General features: G+C 47.6%; 20 protein-coding genes. 14 read left to right on the forward strand and 6 right to left on the reverse strand.

Features of this window, described 5'->3' with window-relative positions; all coding sequences use genetic code 11:
• The first annotated feature begins 206 nt into the window (after positions 1-206).
• The 7 genes from J2X75_RS19850 (at position 207) to J2X75_RS19880 (ending at position 7,968) form a co-directional block, all read left to right on the forward strand.
• The gene (locus J2X75_RS19850; RefSeq protein WP_017691786.1) at positions 207-551 is read left to right on the forward strand and encodes a Na-translocating system protein MpsC family protein; all 345 of its coding nucleotides are present in this window, start codon (positions 207-209) and stop codon (positions 549-551) included.
• Positions 552-800: 249 nt separating this feature from the next.
• Entirely contained in the window at positions 801-1,871 is a 1,071-nt protein-coding gene (locus J2X75_RS19855) for an ABC transporter substrate-binding protein (RefSeq protein ID WP_310339489.1), read from the forward strand.
• A gap of 281 nt (positions 1,872-2,152) precedes the next feature.
• The gene (locus J2X75_RS19860) at positions 2,153-3,079 is read left to right on the forward strand and encodes a nucleoside hydrolase (protein ID WP_310339491.1); all 927 of its coding nucleotides are present in this window, start codon (positions 2,153-2,155) and stop codon (positions 3,077-3,079) included.
• A gap of 283 nt (positions 3,080-3,362) precedes the next feature.
• Positions 3,363-4,184 carry an ABC transporter permease gene (locus tag J2X75_RS19865; RefSeq protein WP_036612869.1) on the forward strand — a complete coding sequence of 274 codons (822 nt, stop codon included), beginning with the start codon at positions 3,363-3,365 and terminating at the stop codon, positions 4,182-4,184.
• A 4-nt stretch (positions 4,185-4,188) separates the two neighbouring features.
• On the forward strand, positions 4,189-4,980 hold the full coding sequence (locus tag J2X75_RS19870; RefSeq protein WP_307541525.1) for an ABC transporter permease: 792 nt from the start codon (positions 4,189-4,191) through the stop codon (positions 4,978-4,980).
• A gap of 18 nt (positions 4,981-4,998) precedes the next feature.
• Positions 4,999-6,057 (forward strand): ABC transporter ATP-binding protein, encoded by a 1,059-nt coding sequence (locus J2X75_RS19875; RefSeq protein WP_310339390.1) that lies wholly within the window; start codon positions 4,999-5,001, stop codon positions 6,055-6,057.
• A 171-nt stretch (positions 6,058-6,228) separates the two neighbouring features.
• Positions 6,229-7,968, forward strand: a complete 1,740-nt coding sequence (locus J2X75_RS19880) for an adenine deaminase C-terminal domain-containing protein (protein ID WP_310339392.1) — start codon at positions 6,229-6,231, stop codon at positions 7,966-7,968.
• 180 nt (positions 7,969-8,148) lie between these two features.
• On the opposite strand, the gene J2X75_RS19885 is transcribed toward J2X75_RS19880, so the two are convergent.
• Positions 8,149-8,334 (reverse strand): hypothetical protein, encoded by a 186-nt coding sequence (locus tag J2X75_RS19885; protein ID WP_124116638.1) that lies wholly within the window; start codon positions 8,332-8,334, stop codon positions 8,149-8,151.
• Positions 8,335-8,562: 228 nt separating this feature from the next.
• On the opposite strand from J2X75_RS19885, the gene J2X75_RS19890 reads away from it, so the two are divergent.
• Entirely contained in the window at positions 8,563-9,294 is a 732-nt protein-coding gene (locus tag J2X75_RS19890; RefSeq protein ID WP_310339396.1) for an HAD family hydrolase, read from the forward strand.
• A 102-nt stretch (positions 9,295-9,396) separates the two neighbouring features.
• Here the strand turns inward: J2X75_RS19890 and J2X75_RS19895 are convergent, their stop codons facing one another.
• Positions 9,397-9,747, reverse strand: coding sequence for a cupin (locus J2X75_RS19895; RefSeq protein WP_124116636.1), 351 nt, complete (start codon positions 9,745-9,747; stop codon positions 9,397-9,399).
• Positions 9,748-10,106: 359 nt separating this feature from the next.
• Between J2X75_RS19895 and J2X75_RS19900 the strand changes: the two genes are divergently transcribed.
• Positions 10,107-10,586, forward strand: coding sequence for a Dps family protein (locus tag J2X75_RS19900; RefSeq protein ID WP_310339400.1), 480 nt, complete (start codon positions 10,107-10,109; stop codon positions 10,584-10,586).
• 127 nt (positions 10,587-10,713) lie between these two features.
• On the forward strand, positions 10,714-11,925 hold the full coding sequence (locus tag J2X75_RS19905; protein WP_310339402.1) for a nitric oxide synthase oxygenase: 1,212 nt from the start codon (positions 10,714-10,716) through the stop codon (positions 11,923-11,925).
• Positions 11,926-11,974: 49 nt separating this feature from the next.
• Here the strand turns inward: J2X75_RS19905 and J2X75_RS19910 are convergent, their stop codons facing one another.
• On the reverse strand, positions 11,975-13,375 hold the full coding sequence (locus tag J2X75_RS19910) for an MFS transporter (RefSeq protein WP_310339404.1): 1,401 nt from the start codon (positions 13,373-13,375) through the stop codon (positions 11,975-11,977).
• A gap of 255 nt (positions 13,376-13,630) precedes the next feature.
• Here J2X75_RS19910 and J2X75_RS19915 point away from each other — a divergent pair, with 255 nt between their 5' ends.
• Genes J2X75_RS19915 through J2X75_RS19930 form a run of 4 tightly spaced genes read left to right on the forward strand, consistent with a single transcriptional unit; the run spans position 13,631 to position 17,417 of the window.
• Complete coding sequence (locus tag J2X75_RS19915; protein ID WP_076332432.1) at positions 13,631-14,740, forward strand: ABC transporter ATP-binding protein; 1,110 nt, start codon at positions 13,631-13,633, stop codon at positions 14,738-14,740.
• Positions 14,730-15,563, forward strand: a complete 834-nt coding sequence (locus J2X75_RS19920) for an ABC transporter permease (RefSeq protein ID WP_091012714.1) — start codon at positions 14,730-14,732, stop codon at positions 15,561-15,563. The genes J2X75_RS19915 and J2X75_RS19920 overlap by 11 nt, the downstream gene beginning before the upstream one ends.
• On the forward strand, positions 15,538-16,347 hold the full coding sequence (locus J2X75_RS19925) for an ABC transporter permease (protein WP_062836831.1): 810 nt from the start codon (positions 15,538-15,540) through the stop codon (positions 16,345-16,347). Before J2X75_RS19920 ends, J2X75_RS19925 begins: the two co-directional genes overlap by 26 nt.
• Positions 16,344-17,417, forward strand: coding sequence for an ABC transporter substrate-binding protein (locus J2X75_RS19930; protein WP_310339411.1), 1,074 nt, complete (start codon positions 16,344-16,346; stop codon positions 17,415-17,417). Before J2X75_RS19925 ends, J2X75_RS19930 begins: the two co-directional genes overlap by 4 nt.
• Before the next feature lie 330 nt (positions 17,418-17,747).
• Here the strand turns inward: J2X75_RS19930 and J2X75_RS19935 are convergent, their stop codons facing one another.
• From J2X75_RS19935 to J2X75_RS19945, 3 genes are all read right to left on the reverse strand, one after another.
• Positions 17,748-18,248 (reverse strand): hypothetical protein, encoded by a 501-nt coding sequence (locus J2X75_RS19935; RefSeq protein WP_017691802.1) that lies wholly within the window; start codon positions 18,246-18,248, stop codon positions 17,748-17,750.
• A 254-nt stretch (positions 18,249-18,502) separates the two neighbouring features.
• Positions 18,503-19,504 (reverse strand): cation diffusion facilitator family transporter, encoded by a 1,002-nt coding sequence (locus J2X75_RS19940; RefSeq protein WP_091036009.1) that lies wholly within the window; start codon positions 19,502-19,504, stop codon positions 18,503-18,505.
• A 143-nt stretch (positions 19,505-19,647) separates the two neighbouring features.
• A complete protein-coding gene (locus J2X75_RS19945; RefSeq protein ID WP_310339416.1) occupies positions 19,648-20,244 on the reverse strand; it encodes an SMI1/KNR4 family protein in 597 nt (198 codons plus the stop codon).
• Between the last annotated feature and the right edge of the window lie 163 nt (positions 20,245-20,407).

The following is a 20,407-nucleotide window of genomic DNA, read 5'->3' on the forward strand; positions in this document are numbered from 1 at the left end:
AGTATAGGACTGACATGCAGGCATATTAATGTAAATTTACTGTGGTTTAAGACGAATTGTTTTTGGAGGCAAATGTCTTATCGTTCGCTTCTGTGTGTGATTTACATGTTAAGTATATCTTTTGGGTTGCTCATTTCAGAAGATTTATGTATAATCAATCGTGTTAACACGTCGAATGTACGGTAGTAAGAGATGTGGGTGAGTTCATGGAACTACTGGACAGCAATGAGAGTAAGAAGAAGATGTGCCAGTATTATAACGAAATCTCGAAGGAACTGTTCGGATTTGGCACCACTCTCCTGAGAGTGACCATTGACCAGAACATTGTTACCTTCTACGCGAAGCACCGACGTTCACCGCGCTCTGACGCCCTGGAAGGGGAGGCCCCCGGCTTAAAGCTGGAAGTGGACTTCCGCATGTCTGTCTTATATAAGAAGAAATTCCGGGAGAAGCTCGAGCAACACATGGGTTTGCCAATTGAAGCTATATTGCGGGATTATGATGCGTCCACTCAGTGGGCAATCACAAATGTGATTCTGGAACAGGCCTAGGATGGATCGGCAGGATACATTCTTGTTGATACATACGGAAGTTATGGTCCGGATTCATGATCAGGTTCCGTACAATTTCATATGATGGCGTCTGTCTTTGGATTGATTCTGAAGCAGAAACCGATGATGTACCGGCAGCGGGTGTCGCTTTCCTTTGTTTACGAAGAAAAGTGTTCTTGTTTATACAAGAATGCTTTTCTTTTTGTTTTTTCATACACATCACATATATCAGGGGGAATCAGGATCATGATGAAAAAGTGGATTAGCGGTTTGGCAGCAGTGGCAATGACATCGGTATTACTTGCAGGTTGTGGCAGCAGCACGGATGATGCAACAGGCGGATCAGGCAGTGGAGGAACCGCAGCTAACAAATTGGTTATCTCCACTTGGGGCTTCTCCGAAGATTTCTTTAATGAAGAAGTATTTGGTCCATTCGAAAAAGAACATAATGTAGACATCGTGCTTGAAGTCGGCAATAACGCTGAACGTCTGAATAAAATTCGTCAAGGTACATCAAATGTCGATGTTATCTACCTGTCTGACTATTATGCACAACAGGGTATCGATGAAGGTCTGTTTGAGAAAATCGACCGCTCCAAAATTCCAAATGTAAATGACATTTATGATATTGCCAAAGCACCACTTGGTGAAGATTATGGCCCGGCCTACACGGTTGGACAGCTCGGTATCGCTTATAACCCGGATCTCGTATCCAAAGAAGTGACTTCATGGAGTGACCTGTGGGACCCGGCGTTCGAAGGTAACCTGACCATCCCGAATATTACGGCAACAGCAGGGCCAATGGTTGTGGATGCAGCTTCCCGTGTAGCTGGAAACGATACGTTTAATGAAGATGCGGCATTTGCTGAACTGAAAAAACTAAGCGGCAATGTGGTGAAATTCTACAGCCAAACATCCGAATTCGTGAACATGTTCTCTCAAGAAGAGATTGCTGGCGGACCAATCATGGAAATGTATTTCAAAGATCTCAAAGCAGCTGTGCCTAATGCGAAGTTTGTTACACCTAGCGAAGGTGCATATGCCGTGATGAACACAATCAATGTCGTGAAGGGCAGCAAAAACAAAGAACTGGCTGAAGAGTTCATCAACTGGCAGCTCAGTCAAGATGTACAAGCGAAATCTGCTAAAGCTAAAGTCGATTCTCCAGTGAACACCAAGGTTGAACTGACTGCTGAAGAATCAGAAGGCGTAACATATGGCGCTGAAGTTGTTGAAAAGCTGAACAAGCTGGATATGGAATTTGTGAATCAACAGGTTAAAGGCTGGACAGATCGCTGGAACCGCGAGATTGCACAATAAAAACAAGTAACCGACTAAATAGTTATCTTTGATCTATATAGTTTAACTAAACTTTTTACACGAGAACGGAGAGGGCAGAAATAACGTGAAGAAGCGAAGCGTTCGCCTTTATCCCCGGATTTTCCCTTTGAAGAAGGGATTCAAAAAAAATCTGGGGATAACAGCGATCGGAAGGTTATTCTGTCATCGGAGTGGTAAGTGTAAATATTCTTTAGTTCAACTTATCATTTGCAGCAAGCAACCAATCACCGTATAGGAGTTGAGAACGGATGAGTGAAGCGCTGAATCGCATCATTATGGATGTGGACACAGGGATTGACGATGCACTGGCGATTTTGCTGGCCGTCAAAAGCCGGAAGCTGGACATTCTCGGCATCACCACAGTCTGTGGGAACGTATCACTCCAGCAGGCAACAGAGAATACGTGCAAAATTCTTGAACTCGCGGGTGCACCTGAAATTCCGGTCATTGCCGGAGCAGCTGGACCGCTCACTCGCAAGTCTCATTATGAACACCGGGTACATGGACAGGACGGATTGGGCGGTGCGCTGCCTGATCCGGCCGTGTCCAAGAAAGCCGAGGAAGGTTTTGCGCCAGACTTTATCGTGGAACAAGCCAAGCAATATCCGGGCGAACTGACATTAATCATGACCGCACCATTAACGAACTTGGCACTCGCGCTGATGAAGTGTCCTGAACTGCCTTCTTTATTGAAGGAAGTCATCTTTATGGGTGGTGTTGTTCGCGGACATGGCAATATTACACCGACCGCCGAGTACAACACATACGCTGATCCAGAGGCGGCACGCATTGTACTGCACGCAGGCATCGAGAAGCTTACCCAAGTCGGATTGGATGTGACGCGTCAAACATTGCTGAATGAAGCAACGATTGAGCGTCTCACTGATCCTGCACTGCGCGCGTACGTTGCTCAAAGCACAGAGATTTATATCAACCGTTACGAACAAATGAACGGCGTCCGCGCTTGCGCTTTACATGATCCACTAGCCGTGGGCGTAGCCCTTGCCCCTGAACTGGTAGGACGTAAATCGTATTACGTGGATGTCGAAACCGCCAGCCGCCTGTGCGATGGCCAGATGGTATGTGACTTCCAAAACCGTTTGGGCGAGCAGCCCAACACCCTCGTCTGCGAAACCGTAGACGCGGAAAGCTTCCTTGAACTGTTTATCAACGCGTTAAATGCGTAGTTATGATCTTTAGGGCATTGGCGTTCAATTTGAAAATTAATCCTTACGTATTTCGCTGCTAGTGGAGGGGACGAAATCGATTCTGTAGAAGCAAAGCGTTCGCCTTTATCCTTGGGTTTTTTCCTTCTATTAAGAAGGAGATCAAGAAAATCCAAGGATAACAGCGATCGTAAGAACGATTCGTAACCGGAACGGCTGGTGCGATAAACATGGACGTTTATTTTTGAAATGTGCGCCAGTGAAACGTGTGAATAAAACCATTTTACAAGTCAGGAGTATCGCGATGAAGAAATCAGTAATCTACTGGCTATTGCTGCCGGGATTCGTGTTTTTGGCGGCATTTATGATCATTCCGATTGTCCTGACGATCGGGTCGACGTTTTTCCAAGAAAACTCCTTCACGTTTGAAGGATACATGCATTTTTTCAGAGACCCATACTTTTTGAAAATATTGCTTACGACGCTGCAAGTCAGCGTGGTCACCACTATCGTCTGTGTGGTGCTCGGATTCCCGACAGCTTATTATATCTCGCAGAAAGCGCCACGCCGCAAAGGCATTTTGCTGGCACTGGCGATCTTCCCGCTGCTGACGAGCCCGGTCGTGCGCTCGTTTAGCTGGATGATCATTCTTGGACGAAAAGGGCTGATTAATAACACCCTTGTTGGTCTGGGTATCGTGGACAAGCCGCTGGACATTTTGTACACGCCGGCAGCGATGATGATCGGTCTGACGCATTTGTTCCTGCCACTGATGATTATCTCTCTGGTGGGTGTGCTCGAGAATATTGACGGTGACCTGCTCAAAGCAGCACAAAGTCTGGGCGCATCGCGCATTACGGCGTTCCGCCGGGTTGTGTTCCCACTGGCTGTGCCAGGACTTGTGATCGGAGCCGTGCTTGTCTTTGTCGGAAGCCTGACGGCGTATACCACACCTGCCCTCCTTGGAGGCAAGCAGCGCGTGATTGCTACGTTCCTGTATCAGAACGCCATGACCCTCAACGACTGGTATCTGGCCTCGGTTGTTGCCGCGATTATGATTGTAATTACATTTGTCGTGGTCGGTGTCATGAACAAAATGGCCAAAACTTTAAATCCGAAGGGGTAGACATATGCGGGAGAAACATATCGGGCTGGGCCTGTTCAGTCTGCTGGTCTTTATCTTTCTGCTGGGCCCGCTTCTGATCATATCGGTCACTTCGTTTGAACCGGGAACGGTACTCAAATTTCCACCGGAAGGGTTCTCCTTCCGCTGGTATGAGAATATTTTCAACACAGGCGGTTTCCTCCGCACATTCCAGACGTCCATCATCATTTCCCTGCTGGGGAACCTGTTGGCACTGGTACTCGGAGTTCCGGCTGCTTATGCGCTTAGTCGTTACGATTTCAAAGGCAAGTCCGTGCTGAACGCACTGTTCCTTTCCCCGGTACTGATCCCGGGAATCGTGCTTGGTTTTACATTGATGAAATACCTGATCGTAATCTACCATCTGCCGATGTATCTCGGATTGTTGATTGGTCATACGATTATCATGCTTCCATTCATCATTCGGGTTATCGCGTCGAGTCTGTCGAGCTTTGACTTCGCCGTGGAAGAAGCAGCGCTGAGTCTTGGTGCGGGACGGGTAAGAACGTTCTTCACGATCGTGCTTCCCAACATCCGATCAGGAATTATCGCGGCGGTGCTGATTGCCTTCCTGGAGTCGTTCAACAACGTGGACATCTCGGTGTTCATGACCGGACCAGGGGTAAGTACATTGCCAATTCAGATGCTGACGTATGTGGAGAACTACTTTGACCCAACGATTGCAGCGATTTCCATGCTATTGATGGTACTGACCGGACTCTTAATGTTCGTGATCGAACGGATCATGGGCGGATTTTCATACTTTACTAAACGTTAATTGGAGGCGCAGAACGCTATGGCATTGCTGACATTAGACCACGTATCCGTGGCATACGATAAGCAGACAATCCTGAAGGATTTTCAGTTGGAGCTGGAAAAAGGTAAACTGCTCTCCCTGCTCGGACCGAGCGGTTGCGGCAAAACAACTACGCTGCGCCTCATCGCCGGATTTCTGGAAGCATCACAGGGCAAGTTTATGTTCGGCGGCAAGGATTATACGAAGGTTCCGGCGAACAAGCGGAACTTCGGATTTGTATTTCAGAGTTATGCATTATTCCCGCATCTGTCTGTCTATGACAACGTGGCCTTTGGCCTGCGGATGCGCAAGGTAAAAGACAAGGATATCTCTTCCCGTGTAATGCGAATCCTTGAGGTGGTTAACCTGAATGGATTTGAGAAACGTTTTCCACAAGAACTGTCGGGTGGACAGCGTCAGCGTGTGGCGATTGCCCGCGCATTGGTCATCGAGCCTGATCTGCTCTTGTTCGACGAACCGCTCAGTAATCTGGATGCGAACCTGCGACTCAATATGCGGGTGGAGATTCGCCGGATTCAGCAAGAGCTGGGTATCACAACGCTGTATGTTTCTCATGACCAGGAAGAATGCTTCTCGATCTCGGATCAGGTCGCGATTATGAACAAAGGCGTGGTCGAGCAGCTCGACCGCCCGGAAACGATTTTCAAATATCCGGCAACGGAGTTTGTCGCACGATTCATCGGATTCCATAATTTTATTGAATTCGCGGATCGCACCGATGCAGGTGAATTAATCACACTGAGCGCAGGTGGACGCACATTTACAGCAACAGCACATCCCGGAACAGCACGTGCCGGTGCACGTAAAGGCGCGATTCGGCCGGATGATCTGATCGTTAGTGGAGATACTTCTGCGGATGTGGTGAATGCTTTGCCGGGGATTATCAAAGTCAGCACCTATCTGGGACGCAGCTATCAGTATGTGATTGAGACGGAACTGGGTGACTTTACAGCAAATCAGGAGATGGAAACACCGTACCTTAGTGGACAGCGTGTTAACCTGATTTTCCCGCAAGATAAGCTTGTGCTGGTAGAGTAGTCGTGAATGTAGGGAGTAGCTTTACGAAATAAGAGCAGCAAAGAAGGCATTTCATGCGATGTTCCGGACAATGACAGTGGTGCGCAATCATGTGCAATATAGCAGATTAAAGTACAGGTTTGTCCGGTTCGGATCGCGTTGAATTGTTTTTGAAGAAGGAGATTATGCCCCATGCGTGCAGATCAACTAATTGTGAATGTACATGTGTATAACAGTTATTATAAACGGTTTGAAATGAACAACGTCGCTGTGTTGGACGGCAGATTCCTATATGTTGGACCCGGTGGACCGGAGATGATTCAGGCAGACGAAGTCATCGATGCGCGAGGAAGATACATGATTCCTGGCTTGATCGATATCCATCTGCATATCGAAAGCACGATGGTGACACCGGAAACCTTTTCCCATGGTCTGATTGGCTGCGGGGTAACGTCCATTGTAGCGGAACCGCATGAGATGGCGAATGTGTTTGGGCTGGAAGGGGTGCAGGAGATGATGACTGCGAGTCGGGAAACGACGGTGGACATGTTCTATGCGATCCCAAGTTCCGTTCCGGCAACCCCGATGGAGACAACAGGCGGTTCGATTGAAATCGAAGATATGGACGTGTTGCTCGCTACTGGCGAGATGATCTGTCTGGGCGAGATCATGAACTATGTCGATGTCATCCGTGATCCGGAGTGCAAGACCAACCAGATTTTACAGCATATCCGCAAAAACTATCCGGATCTTGTAATCGAAGGTCACACACCGAAACTGCTTGGACTCGATCTGCACCGACTGATCTATGCAGGTATTGATTCCGATCATACCCATCAGAGCATTGAGGGATTACAGGCGCGGATTGCGGCAGGTATGTTTATTGAAATTCAGGAGAAATCGATGACACCGGAAGTCATGGAGTACCTGATTCAACATGATGTGGCGCAGCATTTCTGCTTTGTAACAGATGATGTAATGCCGGATTCACTGGTAGAGCGTGGTCATCTGGATCATATCGTACGCAAGGCAATTCAGATGGGCATGCGCCCGGAAGATGCGATCTATGCAGCAACATCTACCCCTGCTTCCCGGATGAAAATGACCGATCGTGGCAGTGTTGCCCCAGGCAAAGTGGCCGATTATGTGTTGGTATCCAACTTGGATGATCTCTCTATTGATCAGGTGTACAAAAACGGCCGCAAAGCTTATGACGATTACGAACCGTATAAGCAGGAACGGATTACCGGGCAGTTCCCACCTCACTTCTATAAGAGTGTACAGTTGGAGAAGCTGGGCGTAGCTGATTTTGCAATTCAGTTGTCAGATCCAAAAGTCAGTGGATCAGGTGTTGATCTCGCTGGTGAAGGTGAGTACCAATGCCGTGTCATGATGGTCAAGGATGGTTCTACTTTTGTGGAAGAACATATTGCACCGGTTCAGTCTTCGGATGGTGAATTGCGCTGGGAAGAAAGCGGATATGCGCAGATTGCGACCTTTGAACGTTATGGCGTGAACGGCAATCGTGCACATGGTCTGATCGGTGGAGACACCATCAAACGCGGGGCCATTGCAACGACATACTCACACGACAATCACAACCTGCTGGTTGTGGGACGTAATCGTGAAGATATGATATTGGCAGCTAACACGGTAATTTCGAGCCAAGGCGGCTTCTGTGTGGTGGAAGACGGCAAGGTGCTGTCCCATCTGGAACTTCCCGTAGGTGGCATTTTGACGGAAGAACCACTCGCAGTGGTATCTCATCAAGTGAAGGAATTGCGCGCAGCCATGTTGTCTCTTGGGTATGTACATTACAACCCGATCATGTCGATCAGTACTCACTCTCTTGCGGTAAGTCCGGCGCTGAAGATCACTGACCATGGCCTGATTGATGTGAATGCAGGTAAGGTTGTATCGTTGATTGTTTAAGTGTGACAGACACATCTGGTGGTCTGCTTGCGATGATCCATTAGATTATTCGTTATTATATCGTTTGCGTGTTGTATTAGAAAAAGAAGCCCCAGTTCACTCAGGTGAACGAGGCTTCTTTTTCGCGGATTCATTATCGTATTATCATGTTCGTGTAATTATATATAATCCGAACCCCGCTTATTTTAATTTCTCTGGATTTTTCACCTTAATGGAGACCACTTCCCCGCAATCCAAACAAACGGTATATACTCTTTCCGAACCAATTGACAATTTCTTATCCAATGGACGAAGATTGATGAAGTCCGAGGCTTGTACGAAAGACGTGCCTCCGCAATCCGTGCATTTTTTTTCTGAAATATTCATCGCTTATTCCACCTTTTAGTAATTAGTGTTTGATGTGATATTAGATAATTGTATTCCATTAAATGGAATGAAGCAATCATCTAATGCGAGCTGAATAATGGGCTTATCCTCACATGGAATTAATGTATTTCCATAGCATGATGTTTCATGGTTTGGACGGGACAAATGAATACATATATAGTAAGAAGAGAATGTTTGGACTCAAAAGCAGGAGGATAGACAACCATTATGGATAAAATAAATGATGCCAAAACCATATTTTTCGACGTGGATGATACCTTATATGATCACTTGCAGCCACTTCGTGGCGCTTTGCAGGACGTTATCGGCCTGCCGGATGATTTTCCTTATGCTGAGGCATATCACCGTTTTCGCTATTATAGTGACTGCCTGTCTGCACAAGAAGATCTGTCTGCTGTACCGGAGCCAGATGCGGTGGAGCGAATGCGGCGTCAGAGGTTTGAGCTGACGATGGAAGAGTTCAGACTCCCTCTACAATCGGGTCAGGCTGAAGAACTGCAAGCACAGTATCTGAGCAGACAGTTTGAGATTGTGCCTTTTGAAGGAGCGTATGAACTGATAAAAAGGCTTCAGGCAGAAGGCCATACCGTCGGTCTAATAACCAATGGAGAAGGAGAGCATCAGCGCCGCAAGCTTGAAGCACTGGATGTGCTCAGTCTCGTGGACGAGCATCTGATTTTCATCTCCGGTACGACTGGTTATGCGAAACCGGATCGCAGGTTGTTTGAATATGTGAGTAAGCAGTCCGGGACAGATGCGCGTTCCAGCTATTACATCGGAGACTCGTGGCGTAATGATGTGGTAGGTGCAGTGGATGCAGGCTGGAAGGTTATCTGGTTCAATCATCGGGAGGCGCTGCCGGAATCCGATCATCAACCTCATTTTGTAGCATCGAGCTATGAAGAGATCAGTCGTATTCTGACTTTTGAGGTTGTATAAGTTTAAGGATATATATGTTGAAAGGAGCAGTCCTGTTACCGTTTTAGGTGCAGGTCTGCTTTTTGGTGTTAAAGAAGGACTTCATTTCTTACGTTACACCTTCTATAGAGGCATTAATAATGAGGTGTCTAACTCTTCACTTTCAATTACAATTGCCATGAGTCCAGCTTCTGTTTTGGTTTCGTGCCATTCATGTTTATCCCAGAGTACGGCTTCGCCACAATGCACTTTGATGTATTCATTTGCTTCACCTCTAACCCAACCCTCTCCGCTTACGATCAAAAGGAGTTGAGGAACCACAGCTTGGTGATAACCTACTACTCCATCCTCAGGCAAGTGCATACATCCGATATGAGCTGTTTTGTCGGTCTGCGTAATACGTGACATGACGAAATTAGAATCAAATTTGGTAATCTTCTTCCCGGACTCTTGTTTAAATTGAAATATCCTCATGTTTACCTCCGTAATAGTGACTAAGTTAACTTCCTACAATGGCAACGATCCTTATGATGGGTATCATCCTACTCCAAAAAAATATGGAAACCCAATCAGATGAGTCTATCATAGCTCCAATCGTTGAGGAATAGTTTACTGGCAATCATCAATCTTCTAATTGCCTGTGCCAACGTTTCTATGAAGCTGTGCTTCATGAAATCTTCATTCACAAGACAGTGCAAAAGCCTTCCCAAACCGTATATGCGGTGTTATAATTAAAACAAGATTTAGATTAAGTCTAAATTAAAGGAACGAATCAAAGTAGTCCATAACAATCATTCAAATTCTATTTTTATATTCGAGAGGGGATAAATTCCATGAGCACAATCCAAACTAAAAACAACACTTTTGCTAACAACGCCACAGCACTTCAAGAGGTCCTGAACCGTCAGATCGCAGGTTGGTCCGTACTGTACACGAAACTGCATAACTTCCACTGGTATGTCCAAGGGCCTCATTTCTTCACACTACATGCCAAATTCGAAGAGCTGTACAACTTGGCTACTGCAAATATGGATGAAGTTGCAGAACGTTTGCTTGCTATTGGTGGACGTCCAGTGGCTACGATGGGTGAACAGCTGCGTCTGTCTCCGATTGAAGAGGCACAAGGACAGTTGTCTGCTGAGCGTATGGTAGAGTCGGTGGTTGCTGATCTGCGTACGATGGTGGAAGTGATTCATCAAGGCATTCACGAAGCGGGAGAAGCAGAGGATAACGCAACGGAAGATATGTTGATTGGATTCACCGCTGCCCTGGATAAAGAGGTCTGGATGTTAAACGCATTTTTGGGCAAATAAGCAAAGTCACCCTTCATCCTGACAACGATATGTAGAGTCCGTGAACAAAGTGCCCGTTCGCTTACAAAACAGGTGCGCTTGCCGTATAATGATGGCATTCATGATGTACAGAATGGTGGAATGAACAATGCGGTCAGACCTGGAACAAATGCAGGAAGAAGCTGAACGGTTTATATATACATGTTATAAAGAGCTGGGCCATTCGCGTGAAGACGCGCAGGCCCGGCTTGTTGCCGTTATGGGCGAGATCGAAGTAACGGGTACCTATGTGCATACCACAGAAGAATTGGAGCAGGGTTGTAAAATGGCATGGCGGAACAGCAACCGATGCATCGGGCGGCTGTTCTGGGATAAATTGCGGATCGTGGATGCCCGTCATGCCGATACGGCAGGAACGGCAGCGGATGCTGTGCTGAATCATATTCATGTGGCATCCAACGGAGGCAAAGTGATTCCGATGATTACCATCCTTCCACCGGATGGACCGGAAGGAACTCCGATACGGCTCTGGAATCATCAGCTCATTCGTTATGCGGGATATGAGACAGAGCAAGGCATTATTGGAGACCCTGCTTCGGTGGAACTGACCAAGGCGGCGATGTCACTTGGCTGGCAAGGGGCAGGTAGCCCTTATGATGTGTTACCGCTCATTATTCAGGCGCAAGGACAAGCTCCGGAATGGTATGTTGTACCCGCAGAAGAGATTGTGGAAGTGATGATTGAACACCCGGAGCAGAAGGAGATTGGTGAGCTGGGTATGCGTTGGTATGGTGTGCCGATGATCGCCGATATGCGTCTGGAGATCGGCGGTATATCCTACCCGGCAGCGCCGTTTAATGGTTGGTATATGGGTACCGAGATTGGCGCCCGTAATCTGGCGGACACGTTTCGATATAACAAGCTGCCTGCGGTGGCGGCAGCGTTTGGGTTGAATACGTCAAGTGAAACAACTTTGTGGAAGGACCGGGCGTTGGTGGAGTTGAATGTCGCTGTGCTGCATTCGTTTAAGAAAGCAGGCGTGAGCATTGTCGATCACCACACGGCGGCAGCGCAATTTGCTATGTTTGAACAGCGGGAAGAGAAGGCTGGGCGTGAGCTGAACGGGGATTGGGTGTGGCTGATTCCGCCGGTATCTCCGGCGACAACGCATATTTTCCACAGCTCCTATCGTAATGAGATTGTGAAGCCGAACTTTTTCCATCAGGATCAGGCGTATACCCTGAAAGATGGCGTGGCATCTGCTGCAGAGCCGCGAAGCAGCGAGCAGCAGAATGCACAGGTAGAGAATCAACAGCCACAGGCCGGAGATGCTCTAATGAAATGCCCGTTTGCACATTAAATTGTGCAGACGGGTTATTTTTTGTTATTTTATTTTAGCAAAAGAAAAATCACCCCTGCTTCAAACGATACCGACTCCGCATCACAGCCTGAACTACAATGGCAACAGCAATCAGTACCAGATTGAATACAAACACAGAATAGAGCGTTCCAATTTCCATAAGCAATGCTGCAACCAGTGGAGATACGATGGAGCCGATCTCGGCCGCAGAGACAATTTTGCCTATGACAGAGCTTCGGCTCTCGTCTGGGATGTGATCACCGATATGAGCAAAGAACGAATCCATGTAACATGCCCCGCCAACCCCTCCAATCAGCATACCAACGTAGACCCATAGATGGGAGGACGTGCTTAGAAATACAACAACTTCGATTCCAATCAGGAACATGCCGAGCATACATAGCAACAGACGATCGCCTAACCGGTCAGAGAGATAACCGACAAAGGGAGCAGCGGCAAGCGTAGAAATCCCGGATACGGTGAAGGCGAGACTGGTTGCAAAGGGGTCCCAATGCATGATGTGAGCTGCATACAGTGCAAAATAGGTGAGGAATACCGCATAGGCGCTCATCTCCAGAAAATGTACTGTACCGTAGCCGAGAAGCTGTTGACGCTGGGTAAGCTCTGTAGTTGGGCTAATCGTTATTGAGTCGGAAGCTTGATTGGATTGGGAGATATCCGTACCTTGCGTATGCAGTGCATCAGAAGTTGTTGAAGGTAAAGGGGTAGCAGTCATAGTAGTATGCGGGTGGGAGTCTCTTGTAGTGAATTCTTCAACTTCATCCGTGTGCAGCACCGAGTATGTTGAGCTGTCCAGAGGTTCTTGTGTTACCGTCGCAGAAGGATCTTCTATTAGATGATCACTTAACGTATCCCCAGATTCATGACTAGCTCTAGCTTGTGCTGTCGTCTTTATCCCCATCGCAGCGACCACAGCCATCAGACAACATACGGTAACGAGTAAAAAAGGCACCGATAATGGCCAGTGCAGCGCAAGCCAGCCACTAATGACTGGGCCAAGTACCATACCGCCACCCTCACTGCTGCTGATATACCCATTGTACAGGCCGCGGTTGTCTACATTCCCCCCATCCCCGATGATGGAACGCACGACCACGGTAAGCCCGGTGGAAGCGAGCCCTTGTAGCAGTCGGAGCAGGCCGAACAATACCGCAGCAGAAGACAGAGCGAAGCCACCCATGCAGACAGCGAGCAGTAACAGCATGAGGATGAGAGCACGTTTACCCCCGAGTTTCTTATAAATTGCCGCAGCAGGAATACCACCAATCACTTTCCCGACATAAAAGAGCGCAAAAATAACCCCCATCATCCAGCCGGACATGCCGAATTCCTCAATAAACAAAGGGAACAGAGGCAGGATCATGAATCCGCCCATCTGACTCAGGAAACAAATGGTCATCAGCAAGGGCAGGTTACGACGAATATCCAAGAGCCAAGACTCCTTTCACACATAAAATGGAATCCCAAACGTGCTTCACTTCCCAAAGGAATGCGTAGATATCGACATATACCCGTAATGTATGCAGGATTTATGAAAATAAGAAGAAATGACACGTGGTGTTTACATCAAAACCATTGCGGATATACCTGAATCATATATAATAGATGGGTTATCTATAAGGATGCTTGAACGAAAGTGTACAGAATGAAGAGGTACCTCAAGTATAAGGGGGCGATGTGAGGCATGTCAGAACAACAACCGATTATCCGCTTCGAAGCGGTGACTCAGCAATACGATCAGGATGAAGCCGTATTGAAGGCGGTCAGCTTTGAGATTGAGCGGGGTAAATTTTATACGCTTCTCGGCCCATCGGGCTGCGGGAAAACAACGATATTGCGGCTGATTGCCGGTTTTGCGGAGCCGACACAGGGCAGTATCTATTTTAACGGTGCGCTAATCAACCGAGTGCCTGCCCATCAGCGGCAGGTGAATACCGTATTTCAGGATTATGCGTTATTTCCACATTTGAATGTATTTGAGAACGTAGCCTTTGGTTTGCGGATCAAAAAGATGAAAACGGCTGAAATTCGCAGCAAAGTGTTGGAAGCCCTCAAGTTTGTCAATCTGTCCGGGTATGAAAACCGGGAAATTGGCGAAATGTCCGGCGGACAACGACAACGTGTTGCGATTGCACGTGCAATTGTGAACGAACCTGAAATTCTGCTGCTGGACGAGCCGCTCTCGGCACTCGATCTGAAGCTGCGGACTGAAATGCAGTACGAGCTGCGGGAGCTGCAACAGCGACTGGGTATTACGTTTATTTTTGTTACACATGATCAGGAAGAGGCCTTGGCAATGTCGGATGAGATCTTTGTCCTGAATGGCGGCGTGATTCAACAGAGCGGTACACCGAATGATATCTATGATGAGCCGATTAACCGCTTTGTGGCGGACTTTATCGGTGAATCGAACATTGTATCGGGCAAAATGAAGCAGGACTTTGTGGTGGAATTTGCTGGCGCACAGCATGAGTGTGTCGATCAGGGTCTCCAGCCGGACGAGCCGGTAGAGATTGTCATTCGCCCAGAGGATCTGGAGATTACAACCGAAGACCAAGGTAAGCTCAAGGTTAATGTGGACTCCCAGTTATTCCGCGGGGTGCATTACGAGATATCCACGTACGATGATGCTGGCAATGAGTGGTTGGTTCATTCAACGAAGAAAGCCGTTGTTGGTGCGCGGATTGGACTCTATTTTGACCCGGAAGCTGTACACGTCATGCGCTTTAACGAGACCGAAGAAGAGTTCGACAAACGACTTGAAGCCTACCAAGAGGCCGCTCATGCAGACTAAGGCCAGCACACGCAATGCGTATCTGATTCCATATGTATTATGGATGGTGTTGTTTGTTGTGGCGCCGGTTCTGCTGGTCATCTATTATTCATTCTTCGATGTGGAGGGTAACTTCACATTTGGCAACTACGCCCGGTTCTTTACACCGGTGTACTTGCAGATGACGCTCAGTTCGTTCTGGTATGCATTTCTGATTACGGCCTTCTCGTTGCTGATCTCCTACCCGACGGCGTATATGCTGACCCGGACGAAGCACAAGCAGCTGTGGTTACTGCTGATCATTCTGCCAAGCTGGATCAATCTTTTGCTAAAAGCGTATGCCTTCATTGGCCTGTTCGGAACGTATGGTCTGACCAACTCCCTGCTTGAAGTCGTGGGTATTGGTACACAGCAGATTTTGTTCACCGACTTCAGTTTTATCTTTGTCTCGGTGTACATCTTCATTCCATTCATGATTCTGCCGATCTTCAATGCGCTGGAACAGATGAACCCATCGTTGATCTATGCGGCGCGTGATCTGGGGGCCTCATCGTGGCTAACATTCCGCCGGGTGATCTTTCCGCTGACGATTAGCGGTGTGAAATCAGGCTGTCAGGCTGTATTTATTCCTGCGCTGTCTCTGTTCATGATTACCCGCCTGATTGCGGGAAACCGTGTAATTACGCTGGGAACAGCGATTGAACAGCATTTTCTCGTCACCCAGGACTGGGGGATGGGTTCAACGATTGCCGTCTTTTTGATTATTGCGATGGCGATTATTATGTTCCTGACTGGATCAGGCAAGAAGGAGGTGCGTAATGGGAAGAAACGGAAAGCTGTCTAACGTCTATCTGGCCGTTGTATTCGCCATTCTGTACGCACCGATTGCGTATCTGATCTTCTATTCCTTCAATAGTGGCGGCCATATGCGCAGCTTCGAAGGATTCACGCTTGAATGGTACAGAGAGGTGTTCGCTGATACTCGGCTGCTCATCATTGTGCTGAATACATTTATCATTGCGCTCCTGTCATCAGCGATCTCAACGATCCTCGGTGTAGCAGGAGCACTGGCGATCTACCATGTGCGTCGCAAACGGACCAAGAACACGCTGCTGTCACTCAATAACGTGCTCATCGTGAGTCCCGATGTCATCATTGGTGCATCGTTCCTGATTCTCTTCACCATGATTGGCATCAAATTGGGCTTCACTTCGGTCTTGCTGTCTCATATCGCATTCAGTGTACCGATCGTTGTGATCATGGTACTGCCGAAGCTGCAGGAGATGAGTCCAACACTGATGGATGCGGCGCGCGATCTGGGAGCTGGTTCATGGCAGATTCTGACGCGTGTGGTGCTGCCATACGTGAAACCGGGTATTTTTGCCGGATTCTTCATGGCGTTGACGTACTCGCTCGATGATTTTGCAGTAACATTCTTTGTCACGGGTAATGGATATTCGACACTCTCGGTAGAGATATACTCCAGAGCAAGGCAGGGCGTTTCGTTGTCCATCAACGCTTTGTCTACCCTGTTATTCCTGCTCACGGTGCTGCTGGTGGTTGGATATTACTTCATTAACCGCCGTGCAACACGGATACCTCCCGGAGGAAAGGGGCTGCGACCATGAAGCAACTGGTACGGACATTTGCGCTTGTTTTTGTGGCCGCGTTTGCCCTGATGATCCTGGCTTCGTATCTGAACAAGAGTCAGGGTTATTCTGGCGGCAACACGCTGACCATCTATAACTGGGGCGATTATATCGACCCAGATCTGCTCAAGGAATTTGAGGACGAGACTGGCATTAAGGTTATCTATCAGACGTTTGATTCCAATGAAGCGATGCTGACCAAGATTGAGCAGGGCGGAACCACGTTTGATGTGGCGATTCCTTCCGAATATGCGATTAGCAAAATGAAAGAGGAAGACCTGCTCGTTCCAATTGATCACAGCAAATTGACTAACCTGAGCAACATCGATCCGCGGTTCTTGGACTTGTCCTTTGACGAAGGCAACAAGTATTCCATCCCGTATTTCTGGGGCACGGTGGGGGTTGTGTACAATCCTGAGCTGGTGGATGGATTGACATTTGATAGCTGGAATGACCTGTGGGACCCGCGTCTGAAAAATCAAATCCTGCTCCTTGATGGTGCACGCGAAGTCATTGGGATGGGGTTAAACAGTCTCGGGTATTCCCTGAACGATACCAACGAAGACCATTTGCAAGAAGCGCTGAAGAAGCTGTCTACCCTGACACCAAACGTCAGAGCAATTGTCGGAGACGAAATCAAGATGCTGCTCGCGAACGAGGAAGCGGCAGTTGGGCTCGTATGGTCTGGAGATGCATCCGAGATTATGGATGAGAACGATAAGCTGGATTATATGGTGCCGGAAGAAGGCTCGAACCTCTGGTTCGATAACATGGTTATCCCTAAGACGGCGAGTAATATTGAAGGGGCACACCAGTTTATCAACTTCATGCTGGACCCTGATCATGCCGCTCGCAATGCGGAGTATGTCGGGTATTCCACTCCGAACGCCGAGGCACTTAAGCTGCTGCCAGAGGACATCTCGGAGGATGAACGCTTCTATCCGGACGAGACACTGACAGGCAAGCTGGAGGTCTACGATAATCTGGGCAAAAAAATGCTCTCGCATTATAACGACCTGTTCCTGGAGTTTAAAATGCATAGTAAATAATCGCCAATAACGTGTACACAGTTCGTTAGATTTGCAAAAAAGACAAAAAGGGTTGCTGCTCGTCATTTCAATTGAATGACGAGCAGCAACCCTTTTATTTTACCTGCTTCATAGCAATAGCGCCTGAAGTGCCATATAAGATGATCATTAAAGATCACACGTTAACGAAGGGGACAGAAAAAACTGAAGAAGCGAAGCGCTCGCCTTTATCCCCGGATTTTCCCATTCCAGATGGGATTCAAAAAAATCCGGGGATAACAGCGATCAGAAGTTGTTCTGTCAACGGAGTGGCTCAGTGTGATCCCACCTAATCATCTTATATGAACGACACTACATACGCTTTTTGCGACCCACCATGATCCATGCCCCACCCATAATCAACACAATCGCCACGAACGGTTGGATAAAGCTCAAGCTGCTCAGCATCGTGCCAATCGACATCACAGCGAAGAACAGCAACGATATCACCGTTAGAATGTTGATGGGGATCAGCAACCATTTGTTCCGACCACCGAACCAATACAATTCGAACAAACCAACAGCTACAGCCAGAATGAAGCCCGGCCACATCGTACCCCAGTTGTTAAACAGCATGGCGATCTGACAGACGATACCAACCGTGAGCAACAATCCACCGGGAACCAGCAGTCCAACCCCTCTGCCAATCATGGAGAAGTAGAGCCAGTGGAAGAACAGTCCGAGTGGAATCACGAATAACGTGGGCCAGAAAGTCGCAAAGATCGTACCCGGACCGAGTGAACCTCCCTGGTTCAGAATCAGGTACACGCCTAGCAAAATGAGAACAGGCGCAAGGATCGTACGTTTAGCCATAATATCTCTCCTTCTCAATACAAAATCAATTTTCCGAACGGTTGTATGTAGAGCAATTACTTTCGTTATTCACAGCATAGCATGAAATGGAAAAGTCTATCCTCCGTCTTTGGAGTTAAAGTGGACCTAGACCAAAGTCTAGGTACGTAAATTTGAGAAACTATACTCCCTAGATGAGGGTGTAGTTGAACATGCTAAAAACCCACTCTGTTGAGAGTGGGTTCTGTCATTCTTTTTATCAAAAGCGAAGCTTGTTATTTCACCACATCTGAATGTTTCTTGCCCCAGCTGTTCACGCCGTCATCCTCAATGATGGAGATGGCAGCATCGGCGATGTCGGGGTTCGTCATCAACTTCTCCTGAATACGGAACTTGATGTCATCTGCATCGGCAAGACTGAGTCCTTTGGTCAGTTCAATCAGACCTTCCACATGATAATAACGGCCTTCCTGAATGATACGCATCATCTGAATATCGGCAACGTGTGTGTCTGCGAGAATGGTTTGGGACACTTTGTCCTCAATATCCTGCGGAGCTGCAACACCGATCAATCCGATCATATTATCATAACCGACACGGAAGGCTACAGCGATCATCAGACATCCAATAATTGTTGTCACAATGCCATCGAGCAATGCAAAATTGGTCAATGCAATGACTACAACGGAGATCAAGGCGAGTGTCGCACCGAGTACTGCTACAACATCTTCGTAGAATACGAGACGGGTTGGTGGCGCAGCACGGCCTACATTTTTGATGGCAGCAGGGACCAAGGCAAATCCGGCGGCTTTGGGTGCGCGTGCTTCTTTGAGAATTTCCTTCATGGCTTTGATCAGGATGGCCCCGTCAATGACAATGTTCAGAACAAGCACTCCGATATTAATCCAGAGACCGCCGGTATGACCAACAGGATGCTGCAACAGATGGATGCCTTCATGGATCGTTTCATACGCCATAATGGTAACAACAATCACGGCGATCATGCAGAAAATGTTGATGACCCGTCCGAATCCGGTCGGGAAGCGGCGTGTAGGTTTTTTCTCGGACAACACACTTCCGACAAAGACAAACCCTTGGTTAATGGCATCAGCGAGTGAATGCATCGCCGAAGCGAACATGGCACCACTGCCACTGAATAGGAAGGCTCCCCCTTTGCACACAGCAAGAACAGCATTACCTGCCATCGCTACGGCGGAGGATGTGTTTCCTTTTTTGACGAGAGACATAAAACTCTCAGACTTCGGTTGTTCAGCCACTTCGTATGTTCCTCCCAGATTAATGTATTAGGTGTAGAAAAGGCAGTTTATCTATACAGCATGTGCATTTCCACTAAATGTTATTATAACCGCTTTGATATATCCCAGCATTATGCAAAAAAGGTCATATCATCATGTGCATCTCAATACTCAATGGCCTCCAAGGCACGTAAATTCCGGTTGGACTGTTCCAACAGTTCCGTAAACGTCCCAGCGACATAATATACAAAATCCGGATCATGCACGTACATAATAATCTGCCCAACGGTTCCTTGCTCTGTCGGATCAAAGTCGAACATCAGATACAAGGACCCGCCTCCAAGCTTGCCAAACGTAACCCATTTCTTTTGAAAAAGGTAGGGTTTGATTCGGGGATCAAGCTCACAGATCTCTTCTTCGGTCAAATAATCATCCATGCGGTTCTCCACCAGCGTGGACTGCTCCTTTTGAATCTTTTCCAGAGATAACAGGTAAAATGGCTCGGATTCCCGTCCTTCCTCAAGGCTTGGGTACAAGACGTGAAAGCCATAACCACTCCCATTTTTACGTTTATAAAACGCACGAAAATCAGCAGGTAATCGAATACCGTGCTCCTGCTCGAATGCGTCGAGCTGCTCATCCGTCACGCCTTCAAACTCGCGATATGCCTCCAAGAGCTCCCGGTTCTCCTCATCTTGTACCTTCTCTTCAAGTAAAACATCAAGTTCATCCATCAATTCATATATACGCTGTTCTGGCATCCAATTCCCTCCCTATGAACTATTCAGATAATATGGTGAGTGTTATGCGAGCAAACTGTGCCTGATTTCACCTCATATTATAGTTATAATCCGAAAAAGCACACAAGAAACCGGAGTCCTTGCTTACATACTACAATGGTCTCATTATTTAAAGGCGGTTGTT

It is taken from the genome of Paenibacillus sp. 2003 (assembly GCF_031455635.1).
In the GTDB taxonomy this organism is placed as follows: Bacteria; Bacillota; Bacilli; order Paenibacillales; family Paenibacillaceae; genus Paenibacillus; species Paenibacillus amylolyticus_B.

Coding starts and splice junctions, on each gene's coding strand:
- J2X75_RS19850 (WP_017691786.1), top strand. CDS start 207: ATGGAACTACTGGACAGCAATGAGAGTAAGAAGAAGATGTGCCAGTAT.
- J2X75_RS19855 (WP_310339489.1), top strand. CDS start 801: ATGAAAAAGTGGATTAGCGGTTTGGCAGCAGTGGCAATGACATCGGTA.
- J2X75_RS19865 (WP_036612869.1), top strand. CDS start 3,363: ATGAAGAAATCAGTAATCTACTGGCTATTGCTGCCGGGATTCGTGTTT.
- J2X75_RS19870 (WP_307541525.1), top strand. CDS start 4,189: ATGCGGGAGAAACATATCGGGCTGGGCCTGTTCAGTCTGCTGGTCTTT.
- J2X75_RS19875 (WP_310339390.1), top strand. CDS start 4,999: ATGGCATTGCTGACATTAGACCACGTATCCGTGGCATACGATAAGCAG.
- J2X75_RS19880 (WP_310339392.1), top strand. CDS start 6,229: ATGCGTGCAGATCAACTAATTGTGAATGTACATGTGTATAACAGTTAT.
- J2X75_RS19885 (WP_124116638.1), bottom strand. CDS start 8,334: ATGAATATTTCAGAAAAAAAATGCACGGATTGCGGAGGCACGTCTTTC.
- J2X75_RS19890 (WP_310339396.1), top strand. CDS start 8,563: ATGGATAAAATAAATGATGCCAAAACCATATTTTTCGACGTGGATGAT.
- J2X75_RS19895 (WP_124116636.1), bottom strand. CDS start 9,747: ATGAGGATATTTCAATTTAAACAAGAGTCCGGGAAGAAGATTACCAAA.
- J2X75_RS19900 (WP_310339400.1), top strand. CDS start 10,107: ATGAGCACAATCCAAACTAAAAACAACACTTTTGCTAACAACGCCACA.
- J2X75_RS19905 (WP_310339402.1), top strand. CDS start 10,714: ATGCGGTCAGACCTGGAACAAATGCAGGAAGAAGCTGAACGGTTTATA.
- J2X75_RS19915 (WP_076332432.1), top strand. CDS start 13,631: ATGTCAGAACAACAACCGATTATCCGCTTCGAAGCGGTGACTCAGCAA.
- J2X75_RS19920 (WP_091012714.1), top strand. CDS start 14,730: ATGCAGACTAAGGCCAGCACACGCAATGCGTATCTGATTCCATATGTA.
- J2X75_RS19925 (WP_062836831.1), top strand. CDS start 15,538: ATGGGAAGAAACGGAAAGCTGTCTAACGTCTATCTGGCCGTTGTATTC.
- J2X75_RS19930 (WP_310339411.1), top strand. CDS start 16,344: ATGAAGCAACTGGTACGGACATTTGCGCTTGTTTTTGTGGCCGCGTTT.
- J2X75_RS19935 (WP_017691802.1), bottom strand. CDS start 18,248: ATGGCTAAACGTACGATCCTTGCGCCTGTTCTCATTTTGCTAGGCGTG.
- J2X75_RS19945 (WP_310339416.1), bottom strand. CDS start 20,244: ATGCCAGAACAGCGTATATATGAATTGATGGATGAACTTGATGTTTTA.